Annotated in this window: 18 protein-coding genes and 1 pseudogene; 4 read left to right on the top strand and 15 right to left on the bottom strand. The window is 41.9% G+C overall.

Features of this window, described 5'->3' with window-relative positions:
• Positions 1 to 80: 80 nt before the first annotated feature.
• The 11 genes from alaS to gpt all read right to left on the bottom strand — a co-directional run bounded on the left by alaS (position 81) and on the right by gpt (position 13,700).
• Positions 81 to 2,708, bottom strand: coding sequence for an alanine--tRNA ligase (gene alaS, locus PSI14_RS12625; RefSeq protein WP_273576230.1), 2,628 nt, complete (start codon positions 2,706 to 2,708; stop codon positions 81 to 83).
• Positions 2,709 to 3,041: 333 nt separating this feature from the next.
• A complete protein-coding gene (gene recA, locus PSI14_RS12620; RefSeq protein WP_273576229.1) occupies positions 3,042 to 4,118 on the bottom strand; it encodes a recombinase RecA in 1,077 nt (358 codons plus the stop codon).
• A gap of 102 nt (positions 4,119 to 4,220) precedes the next feature.
• A complete protein-coding gene (gene pncC, locus PSI14_RS12615; RefSeq protein WP_273576228.1) occupies positions 4,221 to 4,724 on the bottom strand; it encodes a nicotinamide-nucleotide amidase in 504 nt (167 codons plus the stop codon).
• Positions 4,725 to 4,749: 25 nt separating this feature from the next.
• The gene (gene lplT, locus PSI14_RS12610) at positions 4,750 to 5,946 is read right to left on the bottom strand and encodes a lysophospholipid transporter LplT (RefSeq protein WP_273576227.1); all 1,197 of its coding nucleotides are present in this window, start codon (positions 5,944 to 5,946) and stop codon (positions 4,750 to 4,752) included.
• 4 nt (positions 5,947 to 5,950) lie between these two features.
• Positions 5,951 to 8,098 carry a bifunctional acyl-ACP--phospholipid O-acyltransferase/long-chain-fatty-acid--ACP ligase gene (gene aas / locus PSI14_RS12605; RefSeq protein ID WP_273576226.1) on the bottom strand — a complete coding sequence of 716 codons (2,148 nt, stop codon included), beginning with the start codon at positions 8,096 to 8,098 and terminating at the stop codon, positions 5,951 to 5,953.
• A 129-nt stretch (positions 8,099 to 8,227) separates the two neighbouring features.
• A complete protein-coding gene (gene aroL / locus PSI14_RS12600) occupies positions 8,228 to 8,758 on the bottom strand; it encodes a shikimate kinase AroL (RefSeq protein ID WP_273576225.1) in 531 nt (176 codons plus the stop codon).
• Between the two features lie 179 nt (positions 8,759 to 8,937).
• Positions 8,938 to 10,191: a glutamate-5-semialdehyde dehydrogenase gene (gene proA, locus PSI14_RS12595; protein ID WP_273576224.1), complete on the bottom strand. Its 1,254-nt coding sequence runs from the start codon at positions 10,189 to 10,191 to the stop codon at positions 8,938 to 8,940.
• A 53-nt stretch (positions 10,192 to 10,244) separates the two neighbouring features.
• Positions 10,245 to 11,348: a glutamate 5-kinase gene (gene proB, locus PSI14_RS12590; RefSeq protein WP_442316486.1), complete on the bottom strand. Its 1,104-nt coding sequence runs from the start codon at positions 11,346 to 11,348 to the stop codon at positions 10,245 to 10,247.
• Positions 11,349 to 11,502: 154 nt separating this feature from the next.
• Complete coding sequence (gene crl, locus PSI14_RS12585; protein WP_273576222.1) at positions 11,503 to 11,904, bottom strand: sigma factor-binding protein Crl; 402 nt, start codon at positions 11,902 to 11,904, stop codon at positions 11,503 to 11,505.
• A 71-nt stretch (positions 11,905 to 11,975) separates the two neighbouring features.
• Positions 11,976 to 13,223, bottom strand: coding sequence for an esterase FrsA (gene frsA / locus PSI14_RS12580; RefSeq protein ID WP_273576221.1), 1,248 nt, complete (start codon positions 13,221 to 13,223; stop codon positions 11,976 to 11,978).
• A 15-nt stretch (positions 13,224 to 13,238) separates the two neighbouring features.
• The gene (gene gpt, locus PSI14_RS12575; RefSeq protein WP_273576220.1) at positions 13,239 to 13,700 is read right to left on the bottom strand and encodes a xanthine phosphoribosyltransferase; all 462 of its coding nucleotides are present in this window, start codon (positions 13,698 to 13,700) and stop codon (positions 13,239 to 13,241) included.
• A gap of 264 nt (positions 13,701 to 13,964) precedes the next feature.
• On the opposite strand from gpt, the gene pepD reads away from it, so the two are divergent.
• Positions 13,965 to 15,425 (top strand): beta-Ala-His dipeptidase, encoded by a 1,461-nt coding sequence (gene pepD / locus PSI14_RS12570; protein ID WP_273576219.1) that lies wholly within the window; start codon positions 13,965 to 13,967, stop codon positions 15,423 to 15,425.
• A 75-nt stretch (positions 15,426 to 15,500) separates the two neighbouring features.
• Here the strand turns inward: pepD and dinB are convergent, their stop codons facing one another.
• From dinB to PSI14_RS12555, 3 genes and pseudogenes are all read right to left on the bottom strand, one after another.
• Positions 15,501 to 16,556, bottom strand: a complete 1,056-nt coding sequence (dinB, locus tag PSI14_RS12565; RefSeq protein ID WP_273576218.1) for a DNA polymerase IV — start codon at positions 16,554 to 16,556, stop codon at positions 15,501 to 15,503.
• A gap of 407 nt (positions 16,557 to 16,963) precedes the next feature.
• Entirely contained in the window at positions 16,964 to 18,196 is a 1,233-nt protein-coding gene (gene fliB / locus PSI14_RS12560) for a flagellin lysine-N-methylase (protein ID WP_273576217.1), read from the bottom strand.
• A 273-nt stretch (positions 18,197 to 18,469) separates the two neighbouring features.
• Positions 18,470 to 18,789 (bottom strand): annotated as a pseudogene (locus tag PSI14_RS12555) (transposase).
• Positions 18,790 to 19,283: 494 nt separating this feature from the next.
• On the opposite strand from PSI14_RS12555, the gene PSI14_RS12550 reads away from it, so the two are divergent.
• Positions 19,284 to 20,531 carry an MFS transporter gene (locus tag PSI14_RS12550; protein ID WP_273576216.1) on the top strand — a complete coding sequence of 416 codons (1,248 nt, stop codon included), beginning with the start codon at positions 19,284 to 19,286 and terminating at the stop codon, positions 20,529 to 20,531.
• Positions 20,532 to 20,652: 121 nt separating this feature from the next.
• Here PSI14_RS12550 and PSI14_RS12545 read toward each other — a convergent pair whose 3' ends face one another.
• Positions 20,653 to 22,689: a choline transporter gene (locus PSI14_RS12545; protein WP_273576215.1), complete on the bottom strand. Its 2,037-nt coding sequence runs from the start codon at positions 22,687 to 22,689 to the stop codon at positions 20,653 to 20,655.
• A gap of 209 nt (positions 22,690 to 22,898) precedes the next feature.
• Here PSI14_RS12545 and betI point away from each other — a divergent pair, with 209 nt between their 5' ends.
• Together betI and betB are read left to right on the top strand one after the other, a co-directional pair.
• Positions 22,899 to 23,495: a transcriptional regulator BetI gene (gene betI, locus PSI14_RS12540; RefSeq protein ID WP_273576214.1), complete on the top strand. Its 597-nt coding sequence runs from the start codon at positions 22,899 to 22,901 to the stop codon at positions 23,493 to 23,495.
• A 42-nt stretch (positions 23,496 to 23,537) separates the two neighbouring features.
• Positions 23,538 to 25,046, top strand: a complete 1,509-nt coding sequence (gene betB / locus PSI14_RS12535) for a betaine-aldehyde dehydrogenase (RefSeq protein WP_273576213.1) — start codon at positions 23,538 to 23,540, stop codon at positions 25,044 to 25,046.
• Positions 25,047 to 25,067: the final 21 nt, after the last annotated feature.

The raw sequence follows: 25,067 nt of genomic DNA, 5'->3' as shown, positions 1-25,067 counted from the left end.
ATTTCAACAATTTCACAACAAAAAACATTCGGCACCATAAAAAAAGCTTTCATGGTGCCGCAGCTTCACGGCAATACCAACTATAACCGCAATGTTACCCACTCTTCTACACTAGCTAATGCGGAAGGAAGAGCTGCTACATCAGTCCCGCCAGCCTGAGCCAGATCAGGGCGCCCTCCTCCTTTACCTCCAACTTGTTGGGCAACAAAAGAGATTAAATCTCCTGCTTTTATTCTAGCAGTCAAATCCTTCGTTATACCAACAATTAGGCTGACTTTATCACCAGTCACTGTAGAAAGCACAATAATTGCTGATCCCAATTGATTTTTTAGATCATCAACCATCGTTCTGAGCACTTTCGGCTCTATATCACCTAACTGTGTTACCAGTAGACGAACACCTTGGATTTCCTTGGTTTGATTAGCCAAAGAAGAGCTTTCCTGAGCTGCATGCTGAGATTTCAACTGTTGCAACTCTTTTTCCAATTGCTTTGTTCTGTCCAGTGTCGTTTTCACTTTCTCATTCAGGCTACTGATATCACCTTTCACCAGATGAGCAATGTCTTGCAGTAAATCAGCCTGCTGATAGATAGAGTTTAACGCAGTTTGCCCCGTAATGGCTTCAATGCGGCGAATTCCTGCTGCTGTACCTGATTCACTAGATATACGGAACAACCCAATATCGCCTGTGCGACTCGCATGAGTACCACCGCATAGTTCGGTAGAAAAGCCGCCCATGCTAAGAACACGCACCTTTTCGTCATACTTTTCGCCAAACAGTGCCATGGCACCATTGGCTTTTGCTTCTTCCAGCTCCATCAATTCTGTAACAATTGGTGAATTTTTGCGAATTTCTTCATTCACCAAGTTTTCGACTTGACGGATCTGTTCTGGCTTCATGGCCTCAAAGTGAGAGAAGTCAAAGCGCAGGTACTTATCATTTACCAAAGAACCTTTCTGGGCAACGTGTCCTCCCAAAATTTGACGTAATGCCGAATGTAACAAATGAGTCGCTGAGTGGTTCAAACGGATCGCATCTCTACGTACCACATTAATTTCAGCATTAATTGTATGATTAACGCTCAAATTACCGTTTGTCAATTTGCCAATGTGTCCAATTGCCTGAGCATACTTTTGTGTATCGAGGACTTCAAACACACTATTGTCATTCGACAATTTCCCAGTATCACCAATCTGTCCACCAGATTCAGCATAAAAAGCCGTTTTATCAAGAATAACAATTGCTTCTTCACCAGCATGAATTTGCTCAACAGCTTGACCATTGCGAAAAATAGCGATAACTACAGCTTGCTGGGAATTATGTTCATAGCCACAGAAATCACTGCGTCCATCAACTTTAATCAATTCATTGTAATCTGTACCAAAGCCACTGGATTCACGAGCACGGCGACGCTGGTTTTCCATCGCTGCATCAAAACCTGCTTCATCAACTTTGATATTACGTTCGCGACAAACATCAGCAGTTAAATCAACAGGGAAGCCATAAGTATCATACAAACGGAAAACGGTTTCACCATCAAGAATGGAACCCGATAATTTGGCCAATTCTTCATCCAGAAGTTGCAAGCCACGTTCCAAAGTACGAGCAAACTGTTCTTCTTCTGTTTTCAATACCTGCTCAACCAAGGCTTGCTGCTGTTTCAACTCATCACCAGCCGCGCCCATGATTTTGATCAGTGGAGCAACCAATTTATAGAAGAAGACATCTTTCGCTCCCAGCATGTTGCCATGGCGAACAGCACGGCGAATTATACGACGAAGTACGTATCCGCGGTTTTCATTGGATGGAATAACACCATCACAAATCAAGAATGCACATGCACGGATATGATCCGCAATAACACGCAAAGATTTATTGGTAAGATCCGTTGCTCCTGTTACTTCTGCAACTGAAGTAATCAGATTTTGGAATAAGTCAATCTCATAGTTTGAGTTAACGTGTTGCAAAACTGCGGTGATACGTTCCAAACCCATACCAGTATCAACAGAGGGTTTTGGCAATGGTTCCATCGTGCCATCAGCATGGCGATTGAATTGCATGAAAACGGTGTTCCAAATTTCAATATATCGATCACCATCTTCTTCTGGGCTGCCTGGAGGGCCTCCCCAAATATGCTCACCGTGGTCGTAAAAAATTTCCGTACAAGGGCCACATGGCCCAGTATCTCCCATTTGCCAGAAATTATCTGACGCATATGGAGCACCTTTGTTATCGCCTATACGAATGATTTTTTCTGCCGGAACGCCAACTTCTTTATGCCAAATGTCATAAGCTTCTTCATCGGTCGCATAGACAGTAACCCACAGTTTTTCTTTTGGCAGATTAAACCACTCTTCGCTGGTCAGCAACTCCCATGCGTATTTAATTGCATCTTGCTTAAAATAATCGCCGAAACTAAAGTTACCCAGCATTTCAAAGAAAGTGTGGTGACGGGCCGTATAGCCCACATTTTCTAAATCGTTATGCTTACCGCCAGCACGAACACAGCGCTGAGCCGTTGTTGCTCTAGAATAAGGTCTATTATCCAATCCAAGAAAGACATCTTTGAACTGGTTCATCCCTGCATTAGTGAACAACAATGTTGGATCATTGGTTGGCACCAACGAACTGCTTGGTACTATCTGGTGCCCTTTAGTATGAAAAAAGTCAAGAAACGCTTGACGGATCTCAGCGGTGCTTTTGCTCATAATTGTCCCGAAATCAAGCTGAAAATACAGATTTATGAATGGTTGATGTGGTATATTGCATCACCATTTCAACTCACGAATAAATTAAAATAGGGTTAAGATAGAGTGTCTTCCATAAGAAGTAAAATCCCATATAAATCCATTCGCTTTTCAGCATTGTAATTCGTCTAGGGATTTTCTGAAAGTCTGTTCGTTACACCTGTTTCGATACGCTTATTTCAAGGATGTTTATTTCTCTCATAAAAACAAAAACCACACCCGATATGAATGTGGTTTTTAAAAGCCGATTTGGCTTTGTATTGCAACTGAATATGGAAAGTGAATGAAAAGTAATTAAAACTCTTCGTTATTCACTTCTTCGCCGTTGTCTTCAAAGTCTGCCACGTAATCCGCAGCGGCGCTATTAAAGCCGCCTGTATTGTTCAACAACAAATCACGTAGTTTCTTATCCAGCTCAGACGCAGTTTCTGGGTGCTCTTTCAGGTAGGTCGTGGCATTGGCTTTACCTTGCCCAATTTTATCGCCATTGTAGCTATACCATGCACCTGCTTTTTCTACCATTTTGTGTTTAACACCCAGATCGATCAGTTCACCAAAAGTGTTAATGCCTTCACCATAAAGAATTTGGAATTCGGCCTGTTTAAATGGTGCAGCAACCTTGTTCTTGACTACTTTCACACGTGTTTCGCTACCAACAACTTCGTCGCCATTTTTTACCGAGCCAGTACGACGAATATCCAAACGGACAGATGCGTAGAACTTCAGCGCATTACCACCAGTGGTCGTTTCAGGGTTACCAAACATCACGCCAATTTTCATGCGAATCTGGTTGATGAAGATCAGCAGGGTGTTCGAGTTTTTCAAATTCCCCGCCAGCTTACGCATAGCCTGACTCATCATACGTGCAGCCAGCCCCATGTGAGAGTCGCCGATTTCGCCTTCAATTTCTGCTTTTGGTGTTAATGCTGCAACAGAGTCAACAATAATGACATCAACAGCACCAGAACGTGATAAAGCATCACAGATTTCTAGTGCCTGTTCACCAGTATCAGGCTGAGAACACAACAGATTATCAATATCTACACCCAGTTTCTTCGCATAAACCGGATCAAGGGCATGTTCGGCATCAATAAAAGCACAAGTTCTGCCTTCGCGCTGGGCAGCAGCAATTACTTGCAATGTCAGTGTTGTCTTACCGGAAGATTCTGGTCCATATATTTCAACAATACGGCCCATTGGCAAACCACCTGCACCCAATGCGATATCCAATGACAGGGAACCGGTAGAGATTGTTTCAACATCCATTGAGCGATTTTCACCCAAACGCATGATGGAACCTTTACCAAATTGTTTCTCAATTTGGCCCAGCGCTGCTGCTAGTGCTTTCTGTTTGTTTTCATCGTTAGCCATGTTTACTCCTTCGCAAGCAATGAAGGGGCTGCCCCACTGCTGATAAACTGTTTCTGATACCAAGTGCTGTATGATTATACTGTATAATCATACAGCATCAAGCTAATTTTTTATGATTTCTTCCAACAAGGTTTTTAAAGAAAAAATGACGGCTTGTAGACGCACGCTATCGCGATCTCCTGAAAAATGCTGGCGATATGTCACTGTCTGTATGTCTTCATCAACATGAAAGGCAAATCCAAACCAAACTGTACCAGTTGGTTTTTCTTTACTTCCACCATCCGGCCCAGCAATGCCACTGACAGCAACAGACACATCAGCTTTAGCGGCTATTAATGCCCCTGCGGCCATTTCTTTTACAACCTGTTCACTTACCGCACCAAATCGTGCCAATGATTCTGGTGAAATACCCAGCATTTCATGTTTAGCATCATTACTGTAAGTCACGAAACTACGATTAAAATAGACCGAACTTCCCGCAATATCTGTGATCACTTTGGCTATCCAGCCTCCTGTGCACGATTCTGCACAGGTCACGGATAATTTTCTCTGTTTTAATCTCTTTCCGAGTTCAATACTAAGCTGATTCAGGATTTTTTCATCCATAACAGGCCTTCAATTCTATAAGAAATTAATTTTTCCGAAGCAGATCCCAAATCCATAGCCCCCCAATTGCCAAAGAAAGCAAAATACCAAAACTAATGCCGACAGCAACAACCGGCGCTCCCAACATGACGGAAATTGAATACAGCCCCAGCATTACCAGCATGGCACTGTTTTCGCCAAGATTTTGCACGGCAACGGCTTTACCTGCTCCCATCGCATGCTTTCCATGCTCTTGCAGCAATGCGTTTAATGGAACGACAAAAAGTCCACCAAACACCCCGAGGACAATCAGAATTAAGTAGGAAAATACGATTGATTGCTGAGTAGCAAAAAGAATGACCATGAATCCAATTAAGATCCCCGCTGGCATACAGCGACGAACCGTTTTCAATGTAATAAACCGCGCTGCCAAACCTGCTCCAACAATGATACCAATAGCAACTACAGCATTCATCAATGTTGGGGTCGTATTGCCATCAATCCCCAGAACAACAGGAACCCATGCAACCAACAGGAAGCGCAGCGTGATACCTGCTCCCCAAAATAAACTCGTGCCCACCAGCGAAAATCGTGTTTCCTGATTACGCCAGAGTGAAACACAAACCGCTATGAAATCCACCAGCATTTTTTTGGGATTCCACCCCTTGCCTTCACGAGCGGCAGCCAGATGAGGTATATAGAAATTGGATACGACTGCTGCACTATACAACAAAGCACAAAGTCCCAATGCCAATACCAGACTCACATCAGAAAGGAAACCACCAGCGACAGAACCAATCAGTATAGCTGCAATGGTCGAAGCTTCCATCATGCCATTGGCTTTTACCAACCGCCCACCATCAGTTAATTCTCCCAAGATCCCGTATTTAGCGGGAGAATAGGCAGCAGCCCCAATTCCCACTAAGGTATATCCCAGGAAAGGGTTCATATCGATACAAATGCTGATGGCTCCAAGCAATTTGACGCCATTAGAAAAGAGCATGACACGCCCTTTTGAAAAACGATCAGCAATTTGTCCCACAAAGGGGGCAAGTGCAATATAAGTCAGGACAAAAACAATTTGCAGGACCGGCCAGCTCCATTCGGGATAAAACTCCGCCTTCAATTGAGCTAAAATGGTAAAGAACAGCGCATTGTCAGCAAAAGCAGAGAGAAATTGCGACACCAATACCGCTTTCATTCCCCGATTTAACAACGGTTGTGTCTCCATAGTGCCATTCATTTCCCTACTCCTGTTCAGCCATTTTTCTCAATGTGACAAAATCCGGTTTACCACTGCCAAGCAAAGGAAGTTGCTTCACATAACGAATATTTCGTGGAACCGACAACTCAGGCATTCCCATTTCGCGAGCCACTCCCAGCATTGCATTTCTATTTAGATTTGCATCTGTTGTGAACAATACCAGCGCTTCGCCTTTGCTTTGATCACTCTTGGCTGTAGCCGCATGCAGCGCATCATTAGAAACGCGAGAAGCTATTTGTTCCACTACTTCGAGAGAAACCATTTCTCCCGCAAGTTTGGCAAATCGCTTCACACGCCCTTTGATCGTACAGAAGCCCTCTTCATCAATAGAAACAATATCTCCGGTATCATACCAGCCAATTTGATTGTTCCCTTCTGCGTCTTCTACAGATGGCGGCTCCAGACGATCAGGTGCTTCAACCCGCAGATAGCCCTTCATGATATTCGGCCCACGTAGCTGTAAGCGGCCACCTTCTTCAATACCCTGTACTGGCAGAAAACGAGCTTCCATACCCGGTAAAATCCGCCCAACGGTTCCCGTTTTTGCCGCCATTGGCACATTGATTGCCACTACAGGCGCACATTCCGTTACCCCATAACCTTCCAGAATACGGATACCAAATTTATCCTGCCAAACACGTTTGGTGTTTTCTGACAATTTTTCTGCTCCGGCAACCACATAGCGCAGACGGGAAAAATCATAAGGATGAGCAAAACGAGCATAATTGCCCAAGAAAGTCGACGTTCCGAACAGCACGGTACAGTTACGGTCATAGACCAATTCAGGCACAACACGATAATGTAACGGACTTGGATAAAGAAACACGCGGCTGCCTGTCATTAACGGAGTCAATAAACCCACTGTCAGACCAAAGGCATGAAATAGTGGCAAAGAAGACATAAAGCGGTCCAGCGGAGTAAAATCAGCAATCGTTTTTATCTGCTCAACGTTCGCCAGTAGGCTGACATGGCTGTGGACAACGCCTTTTGGTGCACCTTCTGATCCTGACGTAAACAGGATCAATGCATCATCATCCGATTTTTGCGAGGCCAAAATAGCTTTGGAAGGGAAAATCAAATGCCACAATATCCAAAGCTTATCTTCCCGAGTGATCGTATCTTTTAAATCTTCGAGATAAACCCAATTAGCCTCTGTCACCTGTTCTGGCAGATGGGTTAATTGTCCTTTTTCCAGAAATTGGCGGGATGTTACGATGGTTTTGATGGTTGCCGCCTGCATGGCATTCTTAATGCCGTTGCTTCCTGCCGTGTAGTTAAGAAGGGCCGGTATTCGCCCTTTTAACGAAGCTCCATAGATGGCAGCCGCCATCACAGTTGCATTCGGCAACAGCAGACCGATTCGTTCACCTTCTTGTGTAAAGCGCTCTAAAATTCGGCTGACACCCAATATTTTTTTCAATAATGAGTGATAGCTATCTTCTTTAAAGTTCACATCCTCAATACAGGGCTTAAAGCGGCCAAAGCGTTTTTGCGCAGTAAGGTAAGCGCTAAACAATGTCTCCTTTGGACGTGTCTGCATTCTCACGTCCATCATAATGGCATGGAGATGTTCTCCTGCTAAACGGCGGCGGGTTGTTGAATCAGGTGCATCCGGCATTGGCAGATCAACGGCAGGTAAAATCTTGATGGTGATTTTCGGGAACCAATGTAACTTCATAATCCCTTTTAACCGTCCAAAAACCGTTTGTTCTGCACCATCAATTCGGATTGGGACTACTTTTGCTTCTGATTTCGCGGCAATAAAAGCGGCACCGTCATAAATTTTCATGAGGGAACCGGTCACAGTGATCCTTCCTTCGGGAAAAATCACAATCGGGCGACCTTTATCCACTTCTTTAACCAATGTTCTGACTGCCATTGGATTGGTAGGATCTAGAGGTACAACATCCGCATAGGGTTTAATAAATTTGAGAAAGCTGCGGCTCGCAATATTAGAATAGATAGCGAATACAGGTTTTACCGGCAAGAATAGCCCAATTAACAGGCCATCCAGAAACGAAATATGATTGGGAGTAATAATACATTTAGGGTGTTTTAGCTGTTTATCATCCCCTTCAACTGTAACCCTAAAGAGAACACGAACAAGTAATCGAATAAAATTTAAGAGCATATCCATATCTCAAATATAATTAAATAAAATTAAAGTGAGTCAATAGACTGATACTATAATTTGTATAAGCAATCTGATATATAAGATTTCCCTGCTAAATAAAAAATAAACTTAAAAGTTCTTAATATATCAAATTAGCTTATTTTGCTGGTTTAAAATATAAGATTTAACACAAGATACAATATCTTCTGTTGCAAGATTGGCATCGACAATGAAATCAGCACACTCTTGATATAATGATTCTCTTTCAACCAATATTTCTTCGATTTCTTCTATAATGGACTTTCCTGTTAGGCTAGGACGCTGTGAGTTCTCCGGATTGAGTAATAACCGTTTACCCAAAACTTCTGCGGGTGCCTGTAAATAAATCACAATGCCATTTTGTTGCATATATTGGCGATTCTCAATCGACAATACAATTCCCCCACCTGTTGAAATGACACTTTCACTCTGGCTAACCGCTTGCAACGTTTGGCTTTCCAATTTTCTGAAATAGTCCCAGCCATGTTGTTGAACAAGCTCGGCAATCGTCATTTCACTAACAGCCTGAACACTCTCATCGGTGTCAATAAATTTATACGACAATGCTTCAGACAACAACTTACCTATTGTCGTCTTCCCTGCACCGCGTGCACCTACGATGAATAGAGTTTGTTTCATTTCATTGTTTTCCCGAAGAGTTTATAAAATTAAGTTTAAATACAAAGTATAGTAACTAAATATTTACACTAGTGTAAAAAGATATTTTTGATGGAACAATTTGATGGAACAAAAAGTCACACTTACCATTAAGTGTGACTCAACATAGTTCGACAAATTCCAATTAAAGTAAAATACGGTTAACTGCGAGGTAAATAATTACCATAACCAATCCACTTATACGTTGTCAGTGCATCAAGCCCCATTGGGCCTCTGGAGTGTAATTTCTGGGTACTGACAGCCACTTCAGCTCCCAAACCGAATTGTCCCCCATCGGTAAAACGAGTACTTGCATTCACATATACTGCTGCTGAATCCACATGGCGCACAAAGTGATCAGCCTGCTGCAAAGAATCTGTCAGGATTGCATCAGAATGAGCAGTGCCATAAGTACGAATGTGCTCAATAGCTTGCTCAATATCACTGACAATTTCTACATTCATATCTAAAGATAACCATTCATCACAGTAATCATCTTCTGTCACTTCGACGACGGTTGCAGGGCCATGTTTCAACCATACCATTGCTGATTTGCTTGCATGCAATGTCACTCCTTGCTCTTTCATTTTTGTACTCAAAATGGGCAGGAAATCAGTCGCTATCTTTTCATGTACCAATAACGTTTCCAGTGAATTACAGGCACTTGGGCGCTGGACTTTCGCATTGGTAATTATTTCTAATGCTTTTTCAACATTGATGGTTTCATCCACAAACGTATGACAAACTCCAATGCCACCAGTAATCACAGGAATAGTTGATTGTTCCCGGCACAATTTATGCAATCCAGCCCCGCCTCTAGGGATCAACATATCAACATAGCGATCCATTTTCAGTAATTCAGCCACTAATTCACGATCTGGCTTACTGATAGCCTGAACCGCAGCAGTCGGTAAGCCACTTTGTTCCAATGCCTGTTGTATGACTTTAACCATCGCCTGATTAGTATGATGGGTTTCTTTGCCACCACGAAGTATCACAGCATTACCTGTTTTCAGACATAAAGATGCCACATCAATAGTCACATTGGGGCGAGCTTCATAAATCACGCCAATCACTCCTAAAGGAACTCGGCGACGGCTTAATTGCAATCCATTATCCAATAATTGCCCATCAATGACTTGCCCTACAGGATCAGCCAGACGGCAGACTTGACGTACATCATTAGCAATCGCATTCAGTCGTTCAGGCGTCAGTAATAACCGATCGAGCAAAGCTTCACTCATTCCCTGTTCACGGGCTTGCTCCATATCTTGCTGATTGGCAGCAAGGATGACTTCAATTTCTGCTTCCAACAAATCAGCAATATGATTCAACGCTTGGTTTTTCTGGTTGGTACTTAGTTGTGCCAACTGCCATGATGCTGCTTTGGCTGCTTTTCCCATCTGCTCTAGCATGGTGAAATCCTTAACTCACGATCAATGATGATCTCTCAATTACGATTAATTCATTAAATTACGATCAAATCGTCACGGTGAACCGCAACAGCGCCATATTCATAACCCAATATCTGGCTAATTTGCTGTGAATGATGGCCTGCAATCAAACGCAAAGCGTCACTGTTGTAACGGCACACACCATGAGCCAAATCTTTGCCCGATAAGCTGCGGATACAAATGACTTCACCGCGGGAAAAATCACCTTTAACGTTTTTGATCCCTTTTGGCAGCAATGAGCTGCCTTTTCCGGTAATCGCTGCTTCTGCACCATGATCGACGATGATTTCCCCCGCCGGAGGCGCACCAAAGATCCAACGTTTGCGGTTTTCCATTGGGCTACTCAACCCATGAAAACGTGTTCCAACCGGTTTTCCTTCAATAACATCAGCAATAACATCCGACCTGTTACCCGCAGCGATAATAACATCAATTCCAGCACGTCCAGCCACACTTGCGGCCTGAAGTTTTGTCGCCATTCCCCCCGTGCCTAAACCCGATACACTGTCCCCTGCCATCATTTTCAGCTCATCACTGATGTCATGCACTTCAGAGATCAATTTTGCATCAGGGTTACTGCGAGGATCTGCGGTATAAAGTCCTTCGATATCTGTCAGGAGCAATAATTTATCTGCACTGCCTAAAATCGCAGCCAGCGCAGAAAGATTATCATTGTCGCCCACTTTAATCTCTGCTGTCGCAACAGCATCATTTTCATTAATAATGGGAACAATGTGATTATCAAGCAACGCCTGAAGGGTATCCCTTGCATTCAAGAAGCGCTCACGGTCTTCTAAATCCGCACGGGTCAGAAGCATTTGCCCGACATGAATACCATAAATCGAGAAAAGCTGCTCCCACAATTGAATCAGGCGGCTTTGTCCAACGGCTGCCAGCAACTGTTTTGATGCAATAGTTGTTGGAAGGTCAGGGTATCCCAAATGCTCGCGTCCAGCGGCAATCGCACCAGAAGTCACGATAATAATGCGGTGACCTTTTTCATGTTGTTGAGCACATTGACGAACCAGTTCCACAATGTGGGCACGATTCAAACGACGAGAGCCACCAGTCAATACACTCGTCCCCAGTTTCACAACCAATGTTTGGCTGCCATTCATCATATTTCTGCCATTGTAATTAATTTGAAAAAACAAATTTAAAAAAATAAATTCGAAAAAACATTTGAAAAAACAGTGTTCAGTTTTAACAGGAGAGAAGCGTTATGCCAACTGACATAACGCAAAATTTAAAAAAAGTAGGTTAAAAGCAAAATCATGCCATAACTTGTGTTTGAAGGGTGACGGTACTTTCTGATGGGATCAACGTAAGTTTGAGAGTATCAAAAGAATCGGCCAAACGTTTGTGGAATGCCTGCAAAGTTGATTCAAGGTGCTCAAGATCGGCCTTTTTTTTGATATTCATGGCACGCCATTCACCATTTTTATCAAATAAACCTATTTGATAGTTATAAACAAAACCTTGACCCTGCTCTTCTAACTCTAACCACCATCCCCAAAATTCACGTTTTTCTGGCACCGCTTTTGCGCTGACACAAACCGCTAAACAGTCAAAGAAAAAATAACCATTACTGCACTTTAATTCGCGTACATACGGCCCTAATGCAGAAAAACTCTTCAACAACCTATTTTTAGAATAACTTGCAGGTAAAGTCATACAAAGGTCTCCTTATATACAGGGCACCTTTGTATCAAATGATTAAAAAATATCAAGTAATAAATTTCGTTTTATAAAACTTTATCTTTCAACCATACACTTATTTCGCGTAATGCCTTGTTGAAACCACTATAAACTGATGTAGCAGGAATAGCCCGCAATGAACCATCCATTGATGACATGGCAATTAGCTTCGAGTCTTTCCTTGGGCTAAAAATATCACCTTCCCAATACACCGAATGCATGGGCACAGTACAACGACGACCCAACAGCCCTTGGTTTTTCAATGAAAAGCAACTCAGTTCTGAACGTAATCTTTCTTCATCAACGTGATAAATACCCAAGCGACTGGCCAATACGTCAATATACATTGACGGAATTTTCTGCTGTAATTTTTCATCATGCAGTAATTCATGAACAATCGGGCCTATCACCGATACTCCTTTAATCAGTTTCGGCTCCAGATAGGCAAGGCGAACAGCGATATTTGCACCAAAACGAAAACCAAATACACCAACACGGGTATGATCAATCCACGGCACGCTATACAGTTGTTGCAGAATTTGTTGATGAATTGCACAAGTATCCTGCGTCAATGTGAATTTAGCGGAGTAACCAACGGAAGGCATGTCTACCGTTAACATTGCAAATCCAAGAGGCGAGAAGTGTTCCCGGAATAACCGCCAACAATCACTCTGTACATTATCAAGACTGGCACAAACTAATATCGTCGGACAAGGCTCTTGTACATGGGAAGGAAGATGCAATAACCCAGTAACACTTTTGCCCTCTTCCAGCTGGAATTCCAATTTTTGCAATTTATGCCCAGAAAAATGCGCTGCGTTTTCATAGGCTTTATTCGCCAGCGCAGTTGCCTGATCGGCTAATTCATCACCGCGCAAATGAGGATAAGCAGCAATACTGTATAACGTTGCAGCCTTTAACCAACATACACCGGCTTTTTCTGCATCCTCAGTCTGCAATGCTTCCTGTTGACAATACATTGCCTTCTGAGACCACTCAAATGCCCAGTTTCCTTTACGATAGCCGACCACAGTATCCAACAAATGTTCAGTACTGCGCTCGGCATCCGTCACAGCAATCCGACTAAGGACGTCTTGAATTTCCAGCGGATTGACTCCCCTCCAGATCCAAGCGAGCCAATTAATCATTCGATACCAACGCTCGCGGCGCTCCCCACCAAGCATACTATTACTGCCAGTGATAGACTGTAGGCGAGTATATTTCACCAGTGTAGAGGTCTCACGATGTTTAAATCGAGGCTTAAACAACGATTCTGAAAGGTTTTGTTTAGTCATGACAAAAGAAAAATCTTACTGCTTATTACAAATAGGTGGAACGAACATTACTCCCATATCCCATGGCTGTTCAATCCATGTATTTTGGGGAATATCAACGACATAATCATCTACAAGAGGACGACCGGCTGGCTTTGCAAAAATCGTTACAAAGTGGGCTTTCGGATACATTTCACGGATTGCCTGAGCAGTGCCTCCAGTGTCAACCAGATCATCAACAATGATGAAACCTTCGCCGTCACCTTCCGCTTTTTTCAATATATTCAACTCGCGCTGATTATCGTGGTCATAGCTGGAAATGCAGACAGTATCAACATGGCGAATTCCTAATTCACGAGCCAATAACGCCCCCGGCACAAGACCGCCACGGCTGACGGCGATAATACCTTTCCATTGCTCTACAGGAAGTAAACGTTGTGCTAATTGACGGGCGTGTATTTGCAACATATCCCACGTTACAACATATTTTTCACTCATAAAATTTGATCCTGGAAACTAAAGAATATTTCAGAAAAGTGTTTTTTTTTGCGGAAAAAAGGTTGCGCGAGATTATAGTGATTTGAACAGACAAAAACCAGTAAAAACAAGGTAAGCCCTCATTCTCACAGCACATTGAAAGCAATAAAATGATATTCTCAGGCATAACATGGGCATTAGGACAACGCAGATAACAATAAGCACCCTAATGTGTCAAACATTACCATTTTTATCTCACCAAAATGCAGTTACAGGAGATTCGCCGTGTCCGAATTATCAACATTATCCCCTCAACTACTATGGGATATTTTTGCCCAAATCTGTTCCATTCCTCATCCTTCCTACCATGAAAAAGCACTGGCATCCCATATTATTGAGTGGGCAAAAAGCAAAAACTTTCATGTAGAACAGGATGAAGTCGGCAATATTTTGATCAGAAAGCCTGCTTCAAAAGGCATGGAAAATCGCAAGACGGTCGTACTTCAAGCACACCTAGATATGGTTCCGCAGAAAAATAACGATACCCAACACGATTTCACACAAGACCCTATCCGCCCTTATATTGATGGTGAGTGGGTTACGGCTGATGGTACAACCTTGGGAGCTGATAATGGTATCGGCATGGCTTCAGCATTGGCTGTATTGGCTGACGAATCCGTCAAACACTGCCCATTGGAAGTTTTACTGACCATGACCGAAGAGGCTGGTATGGATGGTGCATTCGGTCTGAAATCTGGCTGGTTGCAAGCTGATATTCTGATCAATACCGATTCAGAAGAAGAAGGCGAAATCTACATGGGTTGTGCTGGTGGTATTGATTTTGTCACAACCTTGCAACTGTCCCGCGAAACTCTGCCAGCTAATTATAAGACTCTGCAACTGACTATTAAGGGATTAAAAGGTGGTCACTCTGGCGGTGATATTCATCTGGGATTAGGTAATGCCAACAAATTACTGGCCCGTTTCCTAGCCGCACATGCCGATGAGTTGGAACTGAAATTAATTCACCTGCAAGGTGGAACCCTGCGCAATGCCATTCCTCGTGAAGGTTCTATCGTGATTGCTGTTCCTGCCGATAAAGTCGAAAAATTATATCAATTGAAAGACAGCTATCTGGAAACATTGAAAAACGAGTACGCTGTCGTTGAAAACAATCTCATTCTCTTGTTGGATGAAACCGAAGCATCATCACAAGTGCTAACAGCGGATTGTCAGACTCGTTTCGTATCCATGCTCAATAGCATACCTAATGGCGTTATTCGTATGAGTGATGTCGCCAAAGGTGTTGTAGAAACTTCGCTGAACGTAGGCGTTATAACAATGGATGAAGAAAAAGTTGAAGTTATTTGCCTGATTCGTTCATTGATCGAAAGCGGTAAAGTTTATGTTGTTGAGATACTGAATTCTCTGGCAACACTGTCAGGAGCAGAAACAGTAGCGAGTGGCAGCTATCCGGGCTGGCAGCCTGATGCCAATTCTCCAATCATGCATTTAGTGCGCGAGACTTATCATCAATTGTTCGATAAAACGCCGAATATCATGGTGATTCATGCAGGTTTGGAGTGCGGCCTATTCAAAAAACCGTATCCTGATATGGACATGGTTTCTATCGGCCCAACCATTCGAGGTGCTCACTCTCCTGATGAAAAAGTTCACATTAAAAGTGTCGGTCAATATTGGCAGTTACTCACTGCAATTCTAAAAGCTATCCCGGCTAAAGAATAATCCTATATTGTCTCTCCCCTGCCACCTGCTTGCGGGAGAGATTTCATTTACACTTTGCTTTACCACTCCAATTTTTTACCACTCCAATAAAAGCTGGCGTTCCAGTTGTGGATTTTGTAATGTCACATGTAGCCCAACCAGCCTAACTCCTCGCCCTTCCCTGCGTATTTCCCAAGCTTGTTTTGCTACCTGAATCAGATCGAATTTATCCAATACAGGATGGACGTGTTCCTGTGTCGTTAATTGAAAATCGTCAAACTTTAATTTGATACCCTGACGGGCAATACGGAGATCGGATTTTACTTTTTCCAACCGTTTTTCCAACTCAGGATAAAGTTTTTCAATCAGCTCAACACATTCATGCCATTCATGAATATCCTGAGCCAACGTTTTTTCCACTCCAACAGATTTGCGCAAACGTTCTGGCGTAATCAGCCGCTCATCAATACCGTGGCAGCGTTCCCAAAGCGATAAGCCAAACTTACCCAAATTTTTTATTAATGCCAGCTTATCGTAATGTTGAACATCAGAGCAGGTTTCCAACCCCATGTCTGACAAACGCTTAGCCGTAACTTTTCCGACGCCGGGAATTTTGCGTAATGGCAGTGACTTAACAAAAGCCTCTACCTGCTCAGGAGAGATAACATATTGCCCATTGGGTTTATTGATATCAGAGGCTATTTTGGCTAAAAACCTGACTGGCGCCACACCGGCTGAGGCAGTTAACTGCAATTCGTCAAAAATTACCTGGCGAATTTCTTGAGCAATCAAAGTGGCAGAACCGTGACAATAATGGCAATCCGTCACATCCAGATAGGCTTCATCTAAGGAGAGAGGCTCAATTAACTCAGTATAACGAGAAAAAATTTGCCGGAGATGTTGAGAGACTTCTTTATAAAGCGCCATTCTACCGGGAATCACTTTCAATTGAGGACAAAGTTTTAATGCTATGGCTGTGGACATCGCACTATGTACTCCAAAACGACGGGCAAGATAATTTGCCGTACTAATTACCCCCCTTCGATCAGCGCTCCCTCCTACTGCAATAGGAATATTGCAGAGTGATGGATTATCCCGCATTTCAATGGCAGCAAAAAAGCAGTCCATATCAATATGAATAATTTTTCTCATCTGAGCTCCCCACGCTAAAGCACTATATAAATATAAGGCACTATATAAATATAAGGCACTATATAAATATAAGGCACTATATAAATATAAAACACTATATAAACATAAAGTACTGTATAAATATACAGAAAGGAATTATGAAATTCTATTTAATTTTTCAACAAAACTTCAAAGAGTTATTTCGCTTTTTCTCGGAGAGTGATATTAAAAAGATGAATCGCGGGATCTGCCACAGCTTCATGTTGCCTAAAATTTTCCCGAGAAAGTGGCAGATTTAGTGTTACGGCGTGGATGATGGCCTCTGAATGGGTTCATGATGTTGTCCCTCGGACAAGATGACTCAACTGAGCGTATCAACTACCGGAGCTTTGTAACAGTGCCATATAACTTTAGCCATCCAACGCCTATCAATTATCTAATAAACAAATACACGCCAATGCATCGCTCATCTGACACTGTTCCATCAACGTCAATAAATCATCATTGATGCCAAGGCTATGCATTTTCATGGAAAAATAGGCACTGAACATCAACTGAACATCTTTTTCCGTCGCCATCCGTTTTTCCACAACTGCGAGCGCCGATAAATTGGTGCGTAGATAGAAATAATCCATCACCAATAAACTAAAGTGCGTCAAAGCATTACGTTGCCCTTTCGCATCCCCATTAAAATTTGAAACATGCGGATACTGACTGTGATAAAGCAGATAAGAAAATAGATTACGTAACACACTCGGCTCCTTCATACAGGAGTCCTCTGTCAGCAAATGCCATGTCTCCCGTAACCGTGCCATATTGTTTTCCGTTCGTTTCTGCGTTTGGTGTTCATCCAATCCCAGTTGATTAAGCGTATTAATATACATGGATAACAAAAAGTCACCGCCACGTGATAGCTTATAAATAAATTTACCGTATACGCCTAATACTGCGGTCTGAAATGCCACCGGATGCGGTAGCTTACGCCGCTTTTCTGTTAGTTCACCATTCTGTAAAGCAGCCAGTAAAAATTCGAATATCCCCTGAATTCGATCGAAATTTGCTTCTATCTCAAAATTGACTTTATTCAGGAAAATCAGTAATTGCATGACGGCATAAAGATTATCATCAAATTGCGGTGACGATGCTTGAATGAGATTTAGACACCAAAGGTAAACAAGGTATTGAGGATCGGTCAAATCCGATTTTTTCGGTGCTTTCGCCAGATAATGGTCTTCTTCTATCAGTTGCATCGCATCCGCTGAAAAAAGAAGTTGCCGGATAACTTCAGGACAAGATAAGGAGAGACATTTGAATGTTACATTACTGTATTCAACTTCACTACGCGGATACTCCCGACATGTATCACTCATCGCCGAAGGACCGAGCTTGCAATAAATATTGCACAGCCGCTCTTCTGTCAGAAACGGGCAGGCTTTTTGCTCATTTAAACGGATATAGGCATAGTTTCCTTTTTTCTCCGATTTCAGTACATGTGCCTGCGCGATTTGTTTGATTTCGATGCTGTCGGCATGGTGATATTTTTTATATGTTTTTTTATCCACACTGATGAACCAATCCTGACAGCAATGTGAAATGCAATCAGAACCGACACACTGAAAGCGTTTAATAAACATCGGCGTGATGATTTTATGAATGAACATGATAGCGAGAACTCGTGATGAATATATACATCAGGGTAGCACGTAGGATTATCTCGGAATGGACGAAAAGACTGAGATTTATTATAGTTATTACCGCATTAAATCATCTCACCCTATAACAGTGTCCACGTCTTACTCACCATTAATCCTGATGGTATTTCACCAGATTCAACCGCCGACGAATATCCTTCACAACATGCACATACTCCTGCGAAGAGAGTGAAGCAGGGTGATGAGTTTTCTTTGTTAACTCAACGTGTTTTCTTGTTAACCTCAGTTTTGTTTAAGCATCGCAATTTCATGGGTACGTAAACCTAAGCTCGGCTTTTTTGGCTGGAAGGTATAAGCAATGAGTCCTGATACAATCTCCAGTAAAAAGCCGACTACGCTCCGATGCCTTGAATGTTCTCTCTGAGAAATATTTTTCAATTGGTCATTGACGGTCTCTATCAAAAACGTTTTCTTAACATAGCCTTGTCCCAAAGCGATAAAAATTTGGCTTTCATATTACGACGGACATTGGTGATCAGTGTAATCCCCGCAGCTTTCAGTTCATCGCCTAATGCTTGCGATAAATATCCTTTAGGTAGCACGATGACGTTTAAGCAAGTTATTCTCGATAGCTGTTGTTCCCAAAGGGGAATAAATTTTTGGCAAAAGCCATCGACGCAGCAGAAAAGTTCTTCTAAAGTAACCCTAACCTGAGGATCTCCACGATTTTGTTTTCTAAGCAAAAACTTTTATCGTGCCTCAGGCGCTTAGTTCATTTTTCCCTTCCTTTCTTAAACGAAGTTCAGGTTATATACAATATCGCAGATGATTAAATCAAAAATACGCAATACATAGGTCGAATATTTAATAAAAATAGATCACAGCAAAAAATATCGAAATAAACAGCACATTTAAGAGGGGTGATAGAAAATATCTTTTATTTAGTTATTTTTCAGTTGAAAATACCATAAAATACATCAACAACCAACTTAATCTATCATTTAGTTTCAGTAGAGCAGTGACATAAATACATTTCATATATACCATTACCAATATTTATCAATAAACATGGTTATTAATAAAAATAAGGGTAGTAATGAAAAATAATATTTCATTTTTTTTATATCAAATATCAGATATTTTGTTCACGTCCTCTACAAGAGCATTTGGCATGTTGTTTTCATGGTGGATGATTGAAGTGCTAAATCTAGATTTTCAACTTGGATGGTTTATTTTTTCATCATGGTTTTTACAAGTATTATTTCTAGTCTTCATGAGTAACCTTGGAGACAGATTCAATAAGAAGAGTATCGTATTATGTTGCATAGTCCCAACTTCATTACTTTTTATTCTCGCTAGCATCATAGATAAAAACCTCTATATTCCATTAGGGATCATATATATTTTCGCTTCTATCTCAGCCATACTCATTCAACCGATTGGCACAAGTATTCTTCCAGAAATTAGTAATAAAAATAAATTAGAGTCTGCATTTAAATATAGAGGCATTGTCAACTCAGTTAACATTATCCTTGGCCCTGCAATATCGGGTATTGTCATCCATTATTTAAACATTGACGGAGCTTTAATCTTTATTTCTTTAATGGCCATCTCATCAATTATTGGCTTTTATTTTATAAAAAACCAGCAAACAGAAAAACCATTGCAACAACATAAAAGCAATATAGGAAGTATTAAAATTATTACTAAAAATCCTACAGAAGCAAGTTTAGTTATTGTTTCTTCCTTTTTTAATTTCACTGTAGTTCCATTAGTAACCTATATTACGCCACTTATTATTATAAATGAGTTTAAGCTGAGTGCCTTACAGGTGGGGATTGCTGAAGCAACGTTCGGGATCGGTATGATGATTGGCAGTACCATCATTATTAAATATATGAATAAATTCTTCTGTAAAGCCCATGGTGCTTTTATTTCAGCCTTAACGATCGCTGTCTGCATAGCGGGTATATCCACAGCAACCTCATTAATTGAATTATGTAGTTATATGCTAATTAGTGGAATAGGTTTGATTATTTACAATATAAATACTACCTCAATTCGATGCCTGGCAACACCTGAGTCTCATCGTAATACAATGGAATCTAAATTCCTTGCTATTTGTATAGTCTCAATACCATTAGGGATGATATCTGCAACTTATATGATAGAAAGTTATGATATAAGAGCTTTATTACTTATCTTTTCTGCTTTAATGGGATTAATGTCATTCCTTGTCTTATTTTCACCAAAATATGTAGAAATATCAAAAATGACAGAAACGCAACTGGAGGGTTATTATGGTAAAATTTATCCTGATGCCTATCATTCAAAAAATGGATAAAATATTAATAATGAAGATTGAATTATAAAATCCATTCTCTATTTTGGTAAAAAAATCGCCTGTAACTTCGTATAATACAGGCGATTATTTATTTTTATCCTCTGCTATCTTTTATTTATTCTCAACTGGGAAAAATCAAAGTCTGCCCCGGTGATTCTCGGTTCAAGTGAATAAAATTCAAATGTTTTTCATAATGATCAAGAATATCACTAATGATTTGCTCTTTCGTATAGTCCATCAAATCATTACCTTGCGTCCCTTCCATCAGGAAAGTTTCCAGTCGGTAATAGTGAGACTTGCCCGATCTCGCCCGATAGGTAAATCCGGGTACAGAATAACTCTGTGGCCAAATTTGATAGACAAAATTCTGTTCATCACCTAAATCAACAATAAGTTCTAATGGATTCAGCCGACTGTCATCTTGTGCTGGCAGCACATTAAACTGAACTTTCGCACCACGCACCACCAACTCTTTAGCGACTTCCAACATAGCTGGACGACACACCATATCCAGCATCCGTTGAGTGTTTTTCGTACCAGGAAAATGCATCATGCGGCTTAGACGCTGCTTCCAGTTCAGTGAACCATTGTCATGTACAAGCGTAGGAGAAGTATTGTGCAACGAACTGGCCTTGCGGAAATCCTCCACGCGCAAGGACTTATACAGCCCCGCCATGATAAAGAAGATCACAAAACTGAAAGGTAAACCCATTATTACCGTGGTATTTTGCAAAGCAGAAATACCATCAGTCATGAGTATACCTAATGTTAATACACCAATTGCTACAGACCAGAAGACGCGCAACCAATTCGGTGCATCATTATTGATATCGCTGAGATTAGAGGTGAAATTTCCCAGTACTAACGAGCCAGAGTCAGCCGATGTGACATAAAACAGCAGCCCCGTAATTGTGGCAACAGAAGCGCTGAACGTAAATGCAGGATAAAGCGCCAGCAGTCTATAAAAACCTTGTTCTGGATGCTGTAGCACTGTTTCAGCCAATTGGCGATTACCATGAATAATTTCATACAACACACTGTTACCAAATATTGATAGCCACAGCAGGGTAAAAACAAATGGAATGACTAATGTTCCCATAACAAACTGGCGAATGGTTCTTCCACGGGAAATCCTCGCCAGAAACAATCCGACAAACGGCGACCAAGCCACCCACCATGCCCAGAAAAATAGTGTCCAGCTATTCATCCATTCAGTCGGGCGTTCAAATGCAAAACTGTTCAGCGTCATGCCCATGAAACGGCTGATATAATCCCCGACATTCTGCACTAATCCATTGAGCAGGAATTCAGTATCACCCACAAACAGAAGAAACAAAACCAGACCAAGGGCCAGCAGTACATTCAATTCGGACAAAAATCGAATTCCTTTGTTTACGCCGGAAGTCACAGAGACAATTGCCATTACCACAGACAATAGTATCAAGCCTCCCTGAACCCCTAATCCTTGCGGTAATCCGAAAAGTACGTTCAGGCCATAATTTAACTGCACAACGCCAATTCCCAGAGTCGTTGCAATGCCAAAAATTGTCCCTATTACCGCCGCAATATCCACGGTATGACCGATCCAGCCTTTAATCCGGTTACCAAAAATAGGATAAAGTGCCGAACGAATAGTCAAAGGCAAATTATAACGGTAACTAAAATATCCCAGAGCAATTCCCATCAAGGCGTACATAGACCAGCCCGTCAGGCCATAGTGGAACAGCGTCCACACCATCGCCTGACGGGCTGCTTCAATGGTTTCTCCTTGGCCTATTGGTGGTTGCATATATTGCGTAACAGGCTCAGCTACCGAGAAAAACATTAAGTCAATGCCTATCCCGGCGGCAAACAACATCGCCGCCCAACTAAGCAGACTGAATTCCGGCTTGGATTGTTCCGGCCCCAATTTGATTGAGCCAAAGCGGGACGTGGCAACAAAAATAACAAACACGATATAAAGCGTCGCAGCCAGTAAATAGTACCAACCGAAAGTTTTAGAGACCCAATTCAGTGTGTTTTTTATCCAACTATTTGTTGCATCAGTGAAAAAAATAGTGAATAGAGAAAATACGATAATCAGTCCAGCCGAGGCGAAAAAAACGACAGAGTTCAGCGTATCCTTCTGAGTGTTTTTTGGACTGTCTTGTGTGTTCATAGGCAGTTCCTGAAATTAATGAAATTAAAATGCATGAAAAGAATAATTCATATAATCATATGAATTAAAAACAAAATTTAAGATATGTTAAATAAATTTGGCCCCTTGTTGTAAAATTATTGTAATAAAACATATTTAATTTTGATTGAACATTCAATTAAAAAAAAGTTTAATACTGACCGAATGATTGATTTTCTGAGCATAAAATCATGCCAAAAATTGGAATGCAGTCGATAAGAAAACAACAACTCATTGATGCAACGTTAATCGTTGTGAATGAAGTTGGGATGCAAGAAGCAACCATTGCACAAATAGCGCGAAAAGCGGGCGTTTCCAACGGAATTATCAGCCACTATTTCAAGGATAAAAATGGGCTATTGGAAGCTACCATGCGCTATCTCTTGCATCAACTGGGAATGGCAGTAGCACGCCGATTACGCTTGCTTGACAATGCAACCCCCACTCAAAGATTGAAAGCCATTGTCGAAGGGAATTTTGATCCCAGCCAGATTAGCGGCGCAGCGATGAAAACCTGGCTGGCATTTTGGGCCAGCAGTATGCACCAACCAAACTTGTATCGGTTACAACAAGTTAATGAACGCCGTTTATATTCTAATATCTGTGTTGAATTTAAACGTGCCATGCCAAAAGCAGAAGCACGGCTGGCTGCGCAAGGCCTTGCGGCATTAATCGACGGCATTTGGCTGAGAAGTGCTCTCAATAACAAGCCTTTTGATATTGAAGGGACGTTCAGAATTACCATTGATTACATCGAACAGAAACTCGGGACATCCGATATAGCTTGAGTTCTGGCTTATGGCCTGTGGACAGGCTCTTGAGGAGAATCTATGACCCATTTTGGATTACAAAAACTTTATATCCACGGTGCTTATATTGATAGCACCAGTTTTAATAACACCAAACTCGATAATTCCAGAACTGATAGCACAATTTTTGATGCAATTAATCCGGCTACTGGAGAGGTTATTGCTCAATTTCAGTCCGCAACAGAACAAGATGTTGATCTGGCTGTCGAAAGTGCCCACAAGGGACAAAAAATCTGGGCAGCCATGACTGCGATAGAACGTTCCCGGATTTTACACAAGGCAGTAAATATCCTGCGTGAACGCAATGATGAGCTTGCTGAATTGGAAACACTGGATACCGGTAAACCGCTTTCTGAAACTCAGCAAGTTGATATCGTTACTGGCGCTGATGTACTGGAATATTATGCCGGTTTAATTCCAGCCCTTGAAGGCCAACAAATTCCACTACGTGAGTCTTCTTTTGTATATACACGCCGTGAACCATTGGGCGTTGTAGCAGGCATTGGCGCATGGAACTACCCTATTCAAATTGCCCTCTGGAAGTCAGCACCCGCTCTGGCTGCCGGTAATGCAATGATTTTCAAACCAAGTGAAGTCACTTCTCTCACTGCTTTGAAGTTAGCTGAAATCTATACTGAGGCAGGTTTGCCTGATGGTGTTTTCAATGTCTTGACGGGAGCAGGTCATGAAGTGGGACATTATCTGGCCATTCACCCTAAAATTGCCAAGATGTCTTTTACCGGCGGTATTGTGACCGGCAAAAAGGTCATGGCAAATGCTTCAGGCTCGACCCTAAAAGAAGTCACAATGGAATTGGGTGGCAAATCTCCGCTGATCATTTTTGATGATGCAGATCTGGATCGTGCTGCTGATATTGCCATGATGGCAAATTTTTTCAGTTCAGGTCAGGTTTGCACGAACGGAACACGCGTCTTTGTACCCAAGGCACTGCTTTCACAATTTGAAGCAAAAATTCTTGAGCGCGTTAAACGCATTCGAATTGGTTCACCTCTCGACCCCAACACTAATTTTGGACCTTTGGTGAGCTTCCCGCACATGGAGTCTGTATTACGCTATATCGAAAGCGGCAAAAACAGCCATGCTCGCCTGCTTTGTGGTGGAGAACGCCTGCTGGAAGGTGAATTAGCGAAAGGTGCATTTGTTGCACCAACCGTATTCAGTGACTGTACCGATGATATGTTGATTGCACAGGAAGAAATCTTTGGGCCAGTAATGTCTATCCTGACTTATGAAACGGAAGATGAAGTGATTGCCCGAGCCAATAACACTCATTATGGCTTGGGGGCAGGATTAGTGACGAAAGATCTTTCCCGTGCACATCGCGTGATCCACCAACTAGAAGCCGGGATCTGCTGGATCAATACTTGGGGGGAATCTCCAGCCGCCATGCCTGTTGGTGGGTATAAACATTCCGGTGTTGGCCGGGAAAATGGGCTGATCACACTACAACATTACACTCAAACCAAATCAATACAGGTGGAACTGGGCAATTTTGAATCCCTATTTTAATCCATGTCTGAAACAGAGGAG

The sequence above is a fragment of the Xenorhabdus anantnagensis genome (assembly GCF_028598555.1).
GTDB lineage: Bacteria > Pseudomonadota > Gammaproteobacteria > Enterobacterales > Enterobacteriaceae > Xenorhabdus > Xenorhabdus anantnagensis.
This window is presented reverse-complemented; position numbering and strand designations above follow the sequence as displayed.